Here is a 14,056-nt window from a genome sequence, read left to right as displayed (position 1 = left end):
ATCTCCGATCCGCAGGGGTGTGTGCGGCTGCGCCGGATATCACTGCAGCTGGTCGAGCATCTCCGACAGGGCGTTCTTGATCCGCAGAGCCTTCTTGATTTCGTCGGCAGTGAAGTACGGGTATTCCCCGTACTCGATGAAGCTCGGACAGTGGTGCTCGCGGACGAACCTGATGAACGCCTCGGGATTGGTTTTCCAGTCTTCAGGGAATCCTTCCAGGTTCTCGAAAGCCGTGCTCACGCCTGCTTTGGTGAACAGCGCGACGGCATCTTCGGTGTACTTGTCGAAGTCGGTGTCGAAGATGCCCTGGTACATGAAACGTGTGTCGCCGTCGAAGAGCACCCAGCGCAGATAGTGCAGCTTGAGAGGCGCGAGAAGGTACGGGTCGCCGTCCAACGCCTTGGCGAGCGCGTGACCGTATTCGCGTATCGCCTCGGCCCGGCCGGGCTTTACTTTCGCGATGATGGTGAACCCGTAACACGCCGGGGTCCTCGGAAAGACCGGGCCATATTTCCCCTGCTCGAGCTGGTCGGTCTCCTTGGGGATAACAACTGCCTGTGGCCTGATTTCCATTCTGATTCCTCCATAATTTAGCAACAAAAAGATAACTACCACCTGATTGTGGCATTAATACCCCATATTTGTTGATGGTTCGGGTGATCGTCTTTTACCTATCGCCCATCGCCGCCGACTGTCATCGCCCACGACCGGCCTCCTGGTGCCGCGTAATTCGTAGATCGGTTCGTGGTGGGTCTCCGCGTCGGCGGTAGCGGCTGACACACCGCCGGGCCTGGTGGCGTCGGAAGTCCGACCAGGCGAGGACGTGGTCGACCATGCGGGTTGCGGGCAGGAACAGCCGCGGGCCACGACGCGGCGGACCTCGGCGAGGGATAGCTGGATCAGGCCGGGTCGGCTCAGTGAGCCCGCACACCGAACGGCCAACCGAGACCGGCGAACGCGTAGAACCAAAGGAGACTGGAATCACGTCCACCGTGCGGTGACTGCCATGGAGTGCCAGGATGCCGGCGGACGACGAGCGGTGGCGCCGCGCGCGGCAAGGGTGAGCAGCGACCGCGCCGGACCGTCCAGCCGCCGCCCCTCGATCCAGACGGCCCGCAGCTTCCGCTGGAGATCGACGCCCTCGGGGGCGACGGCCACCAGCCTGCCCTCGGCCAGTTCGTCGCCGACGGCGAGCTCGCTGAGCACGGCCGGGCCCGCGCCGGAGGCGAGCGCCACCTTCACCGCGGAGTTCGGCCCGAGTTCCAGGAGCGGCTCGGCGAGCGGTCCGTAACGCGCCATCACCGTCTCGAACGTGATCCGCGTGCCCGATCCGGGCTCTCGGACGATCAGAGGCGTGGCCGCCAGCTCGCGGGGGCGCAGCGGCGTACGGCGGCGGGCCCACGGGTGCCGGGACGAGACCACGACTACCAGGCGGTCCCGGCCCACCAGCCGGGAGGCGAGGTCGACCGGCAGCGAGGGCCCCTCGGCGAAGCCGATCTAGGCCTCGCCGGAGAGCACGAGCTCGGCGACCCGGGCCGAGTTCACAACCTGCAGCCCCACGGTGACATCCGGCTCGATCGGGCGAAGGGCAATGAGCCAGCCCGGCACGAGATATTCGGCGATGGTCATGCCCGCCGCCACCGGGAGCGCGGCGCCGCGCTCGCGCCGCATCGCCGTGACACCGGTCATCAGGACGTCGGCTGCGGCGAGCACCTCGCGCGCCCAGTCGACCACCATCTGCCCCTCGGGGGTCAACCGCGAGCCGATGGGCAGGCGCTGGAGCACCGGCACGCCGAGCCGCCGCTCCAGTGTCCGCAGGCGGCTGCTCGCCGAAGGCTGGGAGATGCCGAGCTGGCGGGCGGCACGGCCGACCCCTCCGAACTCGCTCACCGTGACCAGCAGGGCGAGCGCCTCGAGATCGGGCCAGTTGTTCAGCCTCATAGAGAGACGGTCACGTCCACGGACGTGGTGTATGAATCGATCTTGGTCGACAAGGCTCTTTAGCGGTCAGGCAAGTCCGAGCGCCGCTGAGGCGACGATGGGTATGGTGGGCCGGTAGGGTGCCGTCGTGCTCGGTGCGTGCTCGTACGCCCCGTCACACGCCGTCAGAACCCGGCACTGCCGGACGCACAAAACGCGCTGAGGTGGCACGAACCATCACTCAGCGGCACGGCGCGACACTAAAAGATCTTGCTTCTAATCCGATGGCTGCTGTGCTCGTAAATCCGCTGCCTGTGTTGTCAAGGCGAGTCGAGATGATGCTTGATCTAGTCCTTGCGTTCGACAGCGTTGGCGGGCAAAGCTTGATTTATCGAAAAGTGGCGCATTGTCAATTATTTGCGGAACATGCCCGGAACTCTTTGTCCCTTGTCTCGACGGGGTTGGCCCAAGATCCTGGGGGCATCGACCGCCTAATCCGATGGCCACGTGTTCGAATCCCGTAGGGCAGCTCGCAATCATGATGCTGAGCTGGAGTAACGTGAGGCTGAGCCCTGAGCGGAATGAAGTTCTAGAGGTATGGCGCTCCATCTGTGCTCGTCTGCTCCAGGCGCCCTCAGATCCCCCCTTTTCATCCCTGGCGGCGGCTTGCTGATCACAGCATGATCGCGGGCCTGCCGTTCGTCTGACGATGTAGAGAAACTCCTGGTAGACGGGTTGATCACCACAGTCCATCCGTCACAACCAGGGGCCTCGGATGCTGTTTTATCGTGCTGTCGTCGATTGTCGCGCTCAACCCTGAATTGCGTGGCCTGTCTGATCCGCTGGTGCCGCAAGACGATCGGGTCGGCCTGGCGGCTACTCAACCCGGGACAGCAAGTCCTGCTGGTCCTGGCCTACCTGCGCAAAGGAGAGACGTTCGACGAGCTGGGCGCCGGTTTCGGAGTGTCGACGGCGACCGCTTGGCGCTACGTGGAAGAGACGGTCATGCTGTTGTCGGCTCGCTCGCCCAAGCTCCGGTAGGCCCTGCGCAAAGCGCAGAGGGACGGACTGCACCACCTGGTCCTGGACGGCACGCTGATCCACACCGACCGCGTGAAAGCCGACCGCCGGTACCTCTCCGCCCGACGGGACGATCCTGTGACCTCGGGGGCACCGCCGGGCAAGGCCCATGACCTGAGCGCCGCCCGCATCTGGGGCATCCTGCGCGCGCTGGATCAGGCCGGCATTATCACCCTGGCCGACAAGGCGTATCAAGGCGCGGCTCCGGTTCATGATCTGATGGTGTTCGTCCTGATCGCGAGCGGTGTGGCAGCAGTCGTCATTGTCTTCGTCCTGGCTGCCTGGGTGGATGGAGGCGGCGATGTCGATGCAGCCGGAGCCGGCGCCCGAGGTTGCTGCGGCGATCCGGGCCATCTACCGGGGTAAGCGGCAGGTGCCGTTACCGGTGCGGGTGCGTGATGAATGAGGCGAGGTGTTCGCCGATGAGGCGTTCGCGGGCGCCTTCGGTAGGGAGGGCCGGCCGGGCTGGTCGCCGGGACGGCTGGTGTTGATCACGGTGTTGCAGCGGGTGGACACCCTTCCGACCGGCAGGCCGCTGAGGCCGTCGCCATGGATCTGACCTGGAAGTATGCGCTCGGTCTGAGCTTGGATGACCCGGGGCTTTGATGCCAGTGTGCTGAGTGAGTTCCGCTTCCGGGTTCGCGTATGAGCTGGAGGACAAGCCGCTGGATCTGCTGTTGGCGGCGTTGCCGGAGCGGGGGTTGTCGGCCGCGGGTGGCCGGCAGCGCACCGACTCCACCCATGTGATCTCCGCGGTGCGGGATGTGAACCGGGTGGGGCTGGCGGGGGAATGCGTGCGGGCCGCGTTGGAGGCGCTGGCGGTGGCCGCGCCCGGCTGGGTGCGGCAGGTGCTGGAGGTTCCCGGCTGGGAAGGCCAAGCAGGAGGAACTCGCGCAGGTCTGCGGGGCTGATGATATGCGCTGGTCGAGGCCGTATATGCGCCGTTCTCTCCGACCTGGCTTCGGCATTTGCCGGCCATCGATGCGCTGCGCGTCATGCTGATTCAGCACTATGTGCGCCGTACCGGCCGGCGGGGACGGCAGGTGATCAAACGGCGGCAGGACCTCGCATCGGGCGGCGAGGGCCCGCCGCCGGGCAGATACCGGCTGGCCTCGCCCCACGACCTCAACCCGCTGGGTGGCCAAGGGCAGCGAACTGCTGTGGAACGGCTACAAGGTGCACATCAGCCAAACCTGCCACCCCGCCGCCGACACCCGCAGCACCGACCCCGCCATGAGAGCGCCGAACCTGATCACGAACGTGGCCACGGGACCTGGCTTGAATTCGCGTGGACCTGATCCGCTCGAAACAGCGCGAATTTCGTGTACGGCGTTCGACGGTAGGTCGGAAGTGTATTTCGCCTCCGGAGTAAACGGGTGGCGTAGAAATGACTACCACGGATGGTGGACTTCCGGCTCTAACCAGGGGTTGAAGACCGGCCGCTGATCTCTCCTTAGATTTTTAGCACCGTTTCAGTGCTGCGACGTAAGGAGAGCATCATGAGGCGATTAACCATCGTCACGGCGGTCACCACGGTGATTTTCCCGCTGTTGGCCGTCGTCCCCGGGCTGTCGGCCGTCGCCGCGGCGGCGGCCGACAGCGACCAGCCCGTCGGGCCGGGCCAGTACTTCGCCGACGCCAAGACCTTCGAGATCAGCGAGATTGACGCCGCGTCGGGCGCGATCGGCCGCAAGCACGGCGTGGCCGCCGTGGACGGCGCACTGGCCCAGCCGAAGGCGGTCCCCGCCTCCCGCGTCGACCTGTCGGTGTTCGGGCCGGGCTGGCAGGCCGAGTTCCTCGGCGGGATGACCGGCCGCAAACTGGAGACCCAGAGTGGCGCCGTCCTCGTCACCGACCTCGACTCCGGGCAGTCCGTCCGCTACGCGTTCAAGAGCGGCGCCACCTTCCCGGGCGGCGGCGGGGTGGAACGTTACCAGGCCGACGACGGCTCGAAACTCACCCAGACGACCCGCTGGGACTCGACGGCGGGCGCGATGCGCACCACGATCAGCGAGACGGTCGCGACCGACTTCGGAACGCCGGAAGCGGACGACACCGGGTTCACCGACGACGCCGGCAACCCGATCGGCGCGGCCGACCTCAACCAGACCTACACCTGGGAACAGGTGGGAGTCTCCCAGGGCGACACCTGGAGGGTGACCGGCGTCGGCACGACCGCCTTCGGGAACTCCACGGTGACCTACGACCCGCAAGGCCGCGTCTCCACCGTCACGGAACCCGCCGCGGGTGAGGACCCGCAGAGCGCGCTGTCCTTCACCTACGCCACCTCCACCACGGCCACCGGCTCGACCTCCGGCGATTACGCGGGACGGCTCAAGCAGATCAAGCAGACAACCGGCTCGGGAACGCCCGAGACCGTGGCCGCGTACGGCTACGACGCCTCCGGCCTGCTGCGGAGCATGAGCGACCCGCGCGAGAGCGGCAACGAGCCGGCGACCTACGCCTACGACGGGGCCGGACGCCTGACGGCCGTCGACTCGCACCTCAACGGCGAGTGGACACTGGCCTACAGCGGAGACTCCGCGCTGCCCAGCGCCACGGCGGCCGACGGTACCAGGCCGCCGGACGTCTCCGAGCCGCCGGCCATGGAGGTCACCCCGCCGACGGGCACGCCCGGAGGCGAGGTCTCCGGGCCGACGGCCTACCCCTCCTACTGCTGGGCCGCCGTGCACTGGATGTACTACAGCCGCAGCGGCTGCGCCGCCTACGCCGCACACTACGGCTGGCAGAAGCCGGCCTGGCGGCAGCTTCCGAGCCGCCGCTGGGTCGTGGGCATCTACTTCAGAAAGGACATCTGCGACAGCTCGCCGGACGCTCCGTCGGGCTTCAACTTCCGCGCGGCCTGCATGATGCACGACTACGGCTACGGGCTGATCGGAAACACCTGGAAGAGCTCGTACTACCCGTACCACCTCGACCGGAGCCGTAAGAACGACGTGGACGTGCTCTTCTACACGACCCTGCGCGACTGGACGTGCAACGCCTACGCCTGGTACAAGCGCGGCCTGTGCAAGTCCATCGCGTGGACCTACCGCCAGGGTGTGCGCAAGGGCAACCCCAAGAACGGCGCCAACGCGACCAGGCCCTGACCATGTGAATTCCGCGGACGTCGCCACGGCGGCGTCCGCGGAGCTTATGAGCGGAGATTGTGATGAACCGATCCCCGATTCGCCGTATCGCCGCCGTGGCGGCGGTCCTGCTCTCCTCCCTGGCGGTCATCTTCTCCTCCCTGGCGGTCACCGCCGGTGTCTCCGCCGCGTCGTCGGCGGACCCGCGGGTGGAGCCGGGCCTCGCGCGGAAGCTCGCCGGCGGAGGCCGCGTCAGGGTGAACGTGGTGACCAAGGCCACGTCCGATCTCGCGGCGGCGGCAAGCGCCGGACAGGTGCTCCAGAAACTGTCTCGATTACCGGTGGTCACGCTGCGCGCCGACCAGGCGGCGCTGGAGCGGCTGGCCGGCCAGCCGGGCGTGGTCAGCGTGTCCGAGGACCGGCCGGTGCCACCCGTGCTGGCGCAGAGTGTCCCGCTCATCGGCGGCGACCGCACCCGGGCCGCCGGTTTGACCGGCGAGGGCAGCGTGGTCGCCGTGCTCGACACGGGCGTGGCGGTCAACCATCCCTTCCTGGGCGGCCGCGTCGTCGACGAGGCGTGCTTCTCCCCGATCGACGAGGACTACGCGGCGACCAGCCTGTGCCCGGACGGCACCGACCGGCAGGAGGGGCCGGGCTCGGCCGACTCCGAGAGTGGCCCGTGCGCGGGCGGGCAACTGGACTGCGCGCACGGGACCCACGTGGCCGGTATCGTCGCGGGCGACGGTGAAGGCGTGGAGGGCGACGGCGGCAGCGGGGTCGCCCCGTCGGCCGACCTCGTCGCCGTCCAGGTCTTCAGCAAGGTCGACTCCGAGGACTACTGCGGGCTCGGCGCCGCGCCGTGCGTCCTGAGCTTCACCAGCGCCCAGCTCGCCGGGCTGGAGAAGGTCCTGGAGCTGAAGGACTCCGGGATACCCGTGGCCGCAGCGAACCTCAGCCTGGGCGGCGGCTACTACACCGCCCCCTGCGACAGCGATCCGCGCAAGCTCGCCATCGACAAGCTGCTGGCGGCCGGGGTCGCCACGGTGATCGCGGCCGGCAACAACGGCTACACCGACGCGGTCAGCGCCCCCGCCTGCGTCTCCTCGGCCGTCGCCGTCGGCAGTGTCACCGACGAGGATGCGGTGTCCGGCTTCAGCAATCGCGGCACGCTGCTGGACCTGTTCGCTCCCGGCACCGGCATCGTCTCCTCGGTGCCCGGCGACCGGTGGGCCTCCATGAGCGGCACCTCCATGGCCGCCCCGCACGTCGCCGGGGCCTTCGCGGTCATGCGCCAGGCGTTCCCCGGCCAGCCGGTGGGTGAGCTGGAGTCGGCGCTGGAGAGCACCGGCAAGAGCATCGCCTACCAGGGGGCGACGACGCCGCGGGTGCAGCTCGACGACGCCGCTCTCGGCCCGACGCTGCGGCCGGGCCCGCACCAGCTCTTCTACGCCCGGGCACGCATCGCCGACAACGTCCAGATCACCGCGAACTCCACCATGACGGTCCCGGTCGCCGGCAAGTCAGGGCTGCCCGCGCAAGGGATCGCCGCCGTCGCGCTCAACGTCAGCGCCAAGGGTGCCTGGTTCAACACCGGCTCGGTGGCGGTCTACCCGTCGGGTGAGGCGGAGCCGCAGGGCGACGCCGTCTTCTACGACACCACGCGGACCGCCTCCACCATGATCATCGCGAAGGTGGGCGCCGACGGGAAGATCAAGGTGGTCAACCGGAGCAACCAGGCCGTCCAGGTCTACCTCGACGTCCACGGCTACACCCTCGACCACGCGGCGGCCACGATCGGCGCCACGTACATGCCGCTCGCGCCGGCCAGGATCGCGAGCAAGGTCGTCGTACCGTCGTGGGGCAACTACGAGCTGGCGACCGGCGGCGCCGGCGCCATCCCCACGACCGGCGTGGACGCGGTCGCCCTCACGGCCACGCTGAGGAGCACCGGGACCGGCACCATCCGGGCGTACGCCGCCGGCGACGTCTTCCCCGCCGAGGCCAACATCGACTATCCAGCCAACACGTCGGCCCAGTTCTTCACCATCGTGAAACCCGGCACCGGCGGGAAGGTCAACATCCACAATCTGGGCGGGCAACCGGTGGAGCTGTCCGTCGACGTGTCCGGCTACTACACCTCCACACAACGCGGAGCGACCATCAGGGCGATCAACCCGGCGCCGCTGGCCGGGGAGGTGACGATCGCGCCGGGAGGCACGCGCACGCTGACGCCCGCGGGCACGGGCGGGATCCCCTCGTCCGGGGTGTCGGCGCTCGGACTCACCGTCGCCGCGCGGGGGAGCGCGGACGGCGCCGTCGCGGTCATACCGGCCGGGAGCACGAGCGGGGTCCGGGTCGTGGCCTACGGCGGCGGCAAGGACACCATCGGCTCCGCCACGGCCGCGCTGCGGCCGGACGGCACGGTCGTGCTGAAGAATGAAGGCACCTCGCAGGTGACGGTCTCGGTTGGCGCGTACGCGTACTTCGGAACGAGGTGACCGTTCGGGAGTCCCCACTGCCGGGGCGGCCGGAAGCGTGCAACGCGGGAGCTGCCTGCTCTGCGCCACCAGCACACCGTCCGGCCGCCCCAGCGGACCGTCGATCCGTCGACATGGGAGACGCCGCGATCTCGCGCCAGAAGGGCCAGTCGGCGGTGTCAAGCCCCTTGGTCATGGTCCTCGATCTGTTCAGCGGTGTAGGTGTAGCTGAACGGTCTTGTCTGACAGGCACATCGTGGGTGCCATGGACGCGATGATCGATCCAGCGGCGTGGCGATCGACGAAGAACGTTCCCATCGAACGCAAGTACTGCGGTCCCAGGTTTGGGTCTTGTATGTGATCAGCCGGTGGCCGGTTTGACCAGGCCGGAGTCGTACGAGAGGACCACCACCTGGGCGCGGCTGGTCAGCCCCAGCTTGGCCATGAGCCGGTTGAGGTGGGTCTTGACGGTGCCCTCGCTGACCGACAGGCGCTCGGCGATCTCCTTGTTGGACAAGGCGTGGCCGACCAGGCGCAGCACCTCGTTCTCGCGGGCGGTGAGGCGGTCGAGTTGCGGATGAGGGGCTGGATGTCAGCTCGGCAAGACGTCCCGGTCGAAGATGTCGATCGGCAGGTAGAGCGTCACCGTCGGATTGGGAATGGTGACGATGCAGCTGACGCGGATCTCGACGGGTGCGACGCTCAGGATCACGTACGCCTGCTCGCCGCTGTAGCCCAGCCCTGTCAGGTAGTCCACGGCCCGGCGCACCGCCTCTTGGGCGGCGAAGCTCGCGTCCTGATACCGCTGCTCCTTGCCGCGGAAGCAGAAACCGGTGAAGCCGAGATAGCGGTCGGCACCGAACTGCGCGACCAGGGGCGCCGGACGGACGATCGGCGTGGTGATTCGGTGACGGGCCATGCCGTCCTTGATCAGACGCAGCCGTAGCCAGGTGCGGCCGTCCATCTCCATCGCGTTGAAGCTGCACTCCCCGTCCGCTGCCGCGAGATGGTGGTCGCCGAGCGACAGTAGTGCGCCCTCCACGAACACGGGGAAGTAGACCGTGGCCCCCGGACCGAGGGTGTTGATATCCATGTTGCCGCCGTTCTCCCGGGGCGGCTGGGTTCGGGCCGCCATCCGGGCGGCGTCGGCTCCGAGGCCGCGCAGCAACGCGTTGCGCGGATCCGGGGGGAAGGCGCGATCGTCGGCGTACAGGGGCTTCTCGCGCTCGTTCCACAGGCGCATCAGCTCGTACGATGGCGCGACCCCCATGGTTCCGGCATGGGGCTGGGCGGGGATGCGCACGCCTGGCACCTCCGGCGACTCGGCGATGCCGCCGCGGGCGTACCACGTCGAGCGATAACCGTCAGGGAAGATCTCGCCAAGTAGCCCGGGCGTGCCGGGCAGGATGTTGGCGAAGGCGATGCCGCTCAGCGGTTCGACGCCGAGCACCTCCGCGACCAGCACGTCACCGGGCCGTGCGCCGTCGACGTGCACCGGGCCGGTCAGCGGATGCATGCGGGACAGATCGACGTGGCGCAACTCGTCGAGACTGCCGTTGTCGTGGATCTGGTAGTCGTCATAAGCGGCTGACTCCAGGATCACCTCGCCGCCTGGATCCACCGTCACGGCCGGTGGGATCTCGGGATGCCAGCGGTTGTGCCCGATCTTGGGCTGATCGGCGAGCGGGACCCCGACCTGGCAGGTCAGCCGGGGCACATCCAAATAGCGGTCGCTGTAACGTGAAAGCGGCTCCATCATGGTCCTTACTGGTCGAAAGAGGCGTGACGCGGTCCTTACCGGTGAGGGACCGCTGTGAAGCGCACTTTGGTGAAGGGCGCACGCCATGCGGTGACCTCGGCCGCCAGCGTGGCCGGCACGCTGTCGGAGGCGAGAGCACGGGCGATGAAGGCGGCCAGAGCGGGCATGTCGTCCTCGTCCATGCCGATACGGGTGATCTCCGGGGTGCCGAGCCGCAGGCCGTTCAGGTCGCCGGCCACCGGCGCCATAGGCAGGCCGATGCCGCATGCGAGCAGGTTGGCGACTCGCAGTCGGCGGGAGGCGCACTGCCCTCCGCCGAAGCGGTGGGCGGGCACGGCGAACTGGTGCGACCTGGTCCCATCCGCGAACACCGGCACATCCAGTGCTCGCAGTTCGGCCGCGAGCCGGGCCGCGTTCGCCACCATTGCCTGCGCGTAGGCGGCCCCCTCCGCCTGCCAGTCGAGCATCGTGACGGCCAATGCGGCGATGCGACCGGCGTCGGAGTTGGCGGTCAACCCGGGGTAGGCGATGGCGTCAAGACGCTGCGCCAGTTCCTCGTCGTCCGTGACCACCAGCCCGCCGGGCGGCCCCCCAAGGCTCTTGTACGTGCTCATCGTGACCAGGTGCGCGCCCTCGCGCAGCGGGTTCGGCCAGACCCCACCGGCGATGATGCCGCACATGTGGGCGGCATCGCAGAGCACGCGTGCTCCGGCGGAGTCGGCGATCTCCCGCACGGCCGCGATCGGGTGGGGGAAGAGGTTGAGGCTGCCACCAATGGTGATCAACTTCGGACGGAGCCGCACGGCCATTTCCCGCAGCCCAGTCAGGTCGACCGTGTAGCCGCCCACGTCGGTGGGGGCGGGGACGGTGGTGAGTCCGTACAGTCCGGCGGCGCCCTCAGCGTGGTGGGTGACGTGGCCGCCGACGCTCGTGGGTGGAACGATGATCGTGTCGCCGGGGCGGCAGGTCGCCATGAAGGCGTACAGGTTGGCAAGCGCGCCGGAGCCGACGCGGACCTCGGCGTAGTCGGCGTTGAAGACCTGCGCGGCCAGCTCGGCGGCGATGATCTCGATCCGTTCGATGGCCTCCAGGCCCGTCTCGTACTTCTCCGCCGGATGGCCGAGTGAGGGACGTGTGCCGAGCCCAGCCGACAGCAGCGCCTCGGCCCGGGGATTCATGACGTTCGTCGCAGGATTGAGATTGACCGCCTCAGCCTGGTGAATGCGGTCATTCCAGGCCACCAGGCGGCCGATCTCCTCCAACGTGGCGGCGGGGGATCGCCCAGCCACGGCGCCGGCCACCTCGCGCGTCAGCCGTTCGGTCGCGGCGGAGATCCAGGGACGGGGAAAGCGGGCACGCATCACGGTCTCATCTCCCGGTTCGGGCTCGTGCGGTTCGACGGTAAGCAGCGACAGGCGGCCGGCACATCGGATCGACGCCGAGATCGTGCCGTATCGGTCTCGACATTTGTCGCACGGTGGAGGGAGAGTCATGCATGGATCTTCAAGACCTGCTCGAAGACCTCGCTCAGCGGCTGGGCCGCGGACTGTTCGTCGACTCGACGGATGGCCGAATGCTCGGCTACAGCAAGCAGGACGCGCACGCGGACCCGGCCCGCGTCGCCTCGGTCATGTCGCGCCGGGTTGCGCCTGAGATTCGTGAGTGGCAGAACCGGTACGGGATCTCCAAGGCCACGGAGGTCGTCCGCCTGCCCCCGAACGCCGAGCTCGGCATACGGGCTCGCTTCTGTGTCCCCATCCGGCGTGATGGGCGATGCCTCGGCTATCTGTGGGCCTCCGCGGACGGTAAGGCGCTCGACGAGACTGCGCTCGGCGCGCTGCAGGGTGCCGCCGCCGAACTGGCCCGGGTCCTGGCAGGGCGGGGCGACGAGCGCGAGGACTTGATCCGCTGGTTGCTCGATCCGGACCGAACCGGAGAAGGAGCCCGTGATCGGCTGGCCGTGCTCGAGCCGTCGCTGCTCTCCTCCGAGGTTCTCATCTGCGCCGGCGTGCCGATCAGTCGCCACCGCCAACAGGTGCCCGCCTTGTCCGCCGCCGAGCTGGAGCGCCTCGGCACGGCTCTACCGCGGGCGCTTCCTTGCTTCGTCGCTCCCACGCACGTGACCGCCCTGCTCTTGTCCGGTCCCAGCGGTCCCACGGCCTTGGACGAGGCGCTGCGCAAGTCCGCCCGTCGTCCCTTCGCCATCGGGATCGGTGACCCGGTGCCTTTCGAAGTTCGCGCGGTGCGCGAGGCGTACGGACAAGCCAGGGCGGCGGCCGGGGTGGCCGCGCTGGATCCGGCCTTGCCGCGCGTTCTACCGTGGTCGGGCGCCGGGCCGTACCGCATGTTGCTTCCCGTCGCGCCGGGGCCTGATCCCGTGCTCGTCCCGCTTGAAAATGATGAAGAGCTTGTGCGGACCCTGGAGACGTACCTCGATGCCGGCTGTGATGTTCAGCGCACGGCGGCGTCGCTGCATCTGCACCGCACCACGGTGTACTACCGGCTCGACCGGATAGCCACGACCCTCGGGGCGGATCTTCGCGACGGGCTGGTGCGCTCCCACCTGCACCTCGCCTTGAAGGCACGTCGTCTCAGCGGCTGGCCCTCGAACGGGCACTCCTGGTGATCTGAGCGCAGACATTGATCGTGACCGCCACGACGTTCTCCTCCGGCGGGTCGTTGAAGGTCCCCGCTCCGGGAGCGGCGATCACACGCGGGTTTGGGAGCGCCGCCGTGGCTCAGGTCCTGTCACGTGGACAAGAGCCTCCCCATCGCGGTTGATCGCTCCTATGGCGCCGCGACTGCTCCGATCACCTGTTGACCGCGTGATGCCGGCACAATACGGTCCCGCCTGGTTCCGGGAAGACGAGGTTCCAGACCGCTTGGCGCAAGAGTGTCGCGGGGGTGACCAGGAACACCTCCGCGCACAGCAAAACCCCAGTTCAGAGCACGAAATCGTGTTTCTGAGCGGGCACGCATAGGCGCTTTGAAGAACGTGCAGCTCAAGCCCTGTGCAACGGGATTGGCTCGGCGCCGCTCCGCGAGGCGCGCAAGCGGCTCAACTCCTGCCCGTTCCGCTGACGGCCTTCACATGGCTCCCTGGAGCATCTATCGGTTTAAGTGGTTTGCAAGTGGCACAATACAGACTCTCCTCACCAATCACGCTGCCGTCCGCTTGGACGGCACGAAGGGAAGACATCATGCAGCTAGGCAAGAGGCTCACTACTATGGCCGCTTGCGTCTTTATGGCGAGCGGGGTGCTGGCTACGGCGTCCCCCGGGGCAGCTGTTGCGGCTACATCGGCTACTGCGGGGGAAAGTCAAGCACGTTACTATTACGGTGCCATCGCTGTGGCGCGGAACGGTCGGACCGGCAGGTCCTGGGACTACAGGACACTGGCTTCCGCCAAACGGCGGGCACTGAGAGAATGCGGCCGCTCCAGCTGCAAAGTCCTTGTCACCTTCGTCAACGGGTGCGGCGCTGTCGCCTACAATTCCAGGAGAAACGTCTTTTGGGGCGGTAGGGGGAGCACGCCCGCCAGGGCGAAGAGGAACGCCGTAGCCAATGCGGGCGGCGGTCGCTGGATCGCCTATCAATGCACCAGGCGATGGGGATAACGCTGGTACGGCAGCCATTTTTTGGTTGATTGAGCTGGATGTATGCGGTGGTCAGGCGGGGCTCGGTGATGGGATCCGGGACGGCGCTTGGCGGAGCCGCCTGAGCCAGGGCCT

Annotated in this window: 13 protein-coding genes and 2 pseudogenes; 9 read left to right on the top strand and 6 right to left on the bottom strand. The window is 68.0% G+C overall.

The genetic code is table 11. The annotated features are described in order from the left end of the window. Positions 1-39: 39 nt before the first annotated feature. The 3 genes from ACWDRB_RS27785 to ACWDRB_RS27775 all read right to left on the bottom strand — a co-directional run bounded on the left by ACWDRB_RS27785 (position 40) and on the right by ACWDRB_RS27775 (position 1,941). The gene (locus ACWDRB_RS27785) at positions 40-573 is read right to left on the bottom strand and encodes a hypothetical protein (RefSeq protein ID WP_449898350.1); all 534 of its coding nucleotides are present in this window, start codon (positions 571-573) and stop codon (positions 40-42) included. Positions 574-981: 408 nt separating this feature from the next. After that, positions 982-1,497 carry a LysR substrate-binding domain-containing protein gene (locus tag ACWDRB_RS27780; RefSeq protein WP_449898385.1) on the bottom strand — a complete coding sequence of 172 codons (516 nt, stop codon included), beginning with the start codon at positions 1,495-1,497 and terminating at the stop codon, positions 982-984. Beyond that, entirely contained in the window at positions 1,498-1,941 is a 444-nt protein-coding gene (locus ACWDRB_RS27775) for a LysR family transcriptional regulator (protein ID WP_449898348.1), read from the bottom strand. A 754-nt stretch (positions 1,942-2,695) separates the two neighbouring features. Between ACWDRB_RS27775 and ACWDRB_RS27770 the strand changes: the two are divergent. From ACWDRB_RS27770 to ACWDRB_RS27740, 7 genes and pseudogenes are all read left to right on the top strand, one after another. Continuing rightward, positions 2,696-3,055: pseudogene (locus ACWDRB_RS27770) on the top strand (helix-turn-helix domain-containing protein); the annotation flags it as partial. Continuing rightward, entirely contained in the window at positions 3,034-3,366 is a 333-nt protein-coding gene (locus tag ACWDRB_RS27765; protein ID WP_449898389.1) for a hypothetical protein, read from the top strand. The pseudogene ACWDRB_RS27770 and the gene ACWDRB_RS27765, both read left to right, overlap by 22 nt. A 46-nt stretch (positions 3,367-3,412) precedes the next feature. After that, positions 3,413-3,559, top strand: a complete 147-nt coding sequence (locus ACWDRB_RS27760) for a hypothetical protein (protein WP_449898345.1) — start codon at positions 3,413-3,415, stop codon at positions 3,557-3,559. Beyond that, positions 3,550-3,606: a hypothetical protein gene (locus tag ACWDRB_RS27755; protein WP_449898383.1), complete on the top strand. Its 57-nt coding sequence runs from the start codon at positions 3,550-3,552 to the stop codon at positions 3,604-3,606. Before ACWDRB_RS27760 ends, ACWDRB_RS27755 begins: the two co-directional genes overlap by 10 nt. 14 nt (positions 3,607-3,620) lie before the next feature. Then, positions 3,621-3,911 (top strand): hypothetical protein, encoded by a 291-nt coding sequence (locus ACWDRB_RS27750; RefSeq protein ID WP_449898342.1) that lies wholly within the window; start codon positions 3,621-3,623, stop codon positions 3,909-3,911. 588 nt (positions 3,912-4,499) lie between these two features. Beyond that, the gene (locus ACWDRB_RS27745) at positions 4,500-6,110 is read left to right on the top strand and encodes a phospholipase A2 (protein ID WP_449898340.1); all 1,611 of its coding nucleotides are present in this window, start codon (positions 4,500-4,502) and stop codon (positions 6,108-6,110) included. Positions 6,111-6,172: 62 nt separating this feature from the next. Further along, positions 6,173-8,587 carry a S8 family peptidase gene (locus ACWDRB_RS27740; RefSeq protein ID WP_449898338.1) on the top strand — a complete coding sequence of 805 codons (2,415 nt, stop codon included), beginning with the start codon at positions 6,173-6,175 and terminating at the stop codon, positions 8,585-8,587. A 340-nt stretch (positions 8,588-8,927) separates the two neighbouring features. On the opposite strand, the pseudogene ACWDRB_RS27735 reads toward ACWDRB_RS27740, so the two are convergent. The 3 genes and pseudogenes from ACWDRB_RS27735 to ACWDRB_RS27725 form a co-directional block, all read right to left on the bottom strand. Continuing rightward, positions 8,928-9,125, bottom strand: a pseudogene (locus ACWDRB_RS27735) (response regulator transcription factor); the annotation flags it as partial. Between the two features lie 33 nt (positions 9,126-9,158). Beyond that, entirely contained in the window at positions 9,159-10,412 is a 1,254-nt protein-coding gene (locus tag ACWDRB_RS27730; protein WP_449898336.1) for an acetamidase/formamidase family protein, read from the bottom strand. Further along, on the bottom strand, positions 10,361-11,686 hold the full coding sequence (locus tag ACWDRB_RS27725; protein WP_449898334.1) for an aminotransferase class I/II-fold pyridoxal phosphate-dependent enzyme: 1,326 nt from the start codon (positions 11,684-11,686) through the stop codon (positions 10,361-10,363). The genes ACWDRB_RS27730 and ACWDRB_RS27725 overlap by 52 nt, the downstream gene beginning before the upstream one ends. A 134-nt stretch (positions 11,687-11,820) precedes the next feature. On the opposite strand from ACWDRB_RS27725, the gene ACWDRB_RS27720 reads away from it, so the two are divergent. After that, positions 11,821-12,951 (top strand): PucR family transcriptional regulator, encoded by a 1,131-nt coding sequence (locus ACWDRB_RS27720; RefSeq protein ID WP_449898332.1) that lies wholly within the window; start codon positions 11,821-11,823, stop codon positions 12,949-12,951. Between the two features lie 574 nt (positions 12,952-13,525). Beyond that, the gene (locus ACWDRB_RS27715; RefSeq protein ID WP_449898330.1) at positions 13,526-13,942 is read left to right on the top strand and encodes a DUF4189 domain-containing protein; all 417 of its coding nucleotides are present in this window, start codon (positions 13,526-13,528) and stop codon (positions 13,940-13,942) included. Positions 13,943-14,056: the final 114 nt, after the last annotated feature.

The organism is Nonomuraea sp. NPDC003707 (genome assembly GCF_053587055.1).
The sequence above is the reverse complement of the archived record's forward strand: the minus strand, read 5'-3'. Positions and strand labels throughout refer to the sequence as shown.

Bases quoted from the DNA above. Each gene is read 5' to 3' on its own strand.
- ACWDRB_RS27785 (WP_449898350.1), bottom strand. From the start codon at position 573: ATGGAAATCAGGCCACAGGCAGTTGTTATCCCCAAGGAGACCGACCAG.
- ACWDRB_RS27775 (WP_449898348.1), bottom strand. From the start codon at position 1,941: ATGAGGCTGAACAACTGGCCCGATCTCGAGGCGCTCGCCCTGCTGGTC.
- ACWDRB_RS27745 (WP_449898340.1), top strand. From the start codon at position 4,500: ATGAGGCGATTAACCATCGTCACGGCGGTCACCACGGTGATTTTCCCG.
- ACWDRB_RS27740 (WP_449898338.1), top strand. From the start codon at position 6,173: ATGAACCGATCCCCGATTCGCCGTATCGCCGCCGTGGCGGCGGTCCTG.
- ACWDRB_RS27730 (WP_449898336.1), bottom strand. From the start codon at position 10,412: ATGGCGTGCGCCCTTCACCAAAGTGCGCTTCACAGCGGTCCCTCACCG.
- ACWDRB_RS27725 (WP_449898334.1), bottom strand. From the start codon at position 11,686: ATGCGTGCCCGCTTTCCCCGTCCCTGGATCTCCGCCGCGACCGAACGG.
- ACWDRB_RS27720 (WP_449898332.1), top strand. From the start codon at position 11,821: ATGGATCTTCAAGACCTGCTCGAAGACCTCGCTCAGCGGCTGGGCCGC.
- ACWDRB_RS27715 (WP_449898330.1), top strand. From the start codon at position 13,526: ATGCAGCTAGGCAAGAGGCTCACTACTATGGCCGCTTGCGTCTTTATG.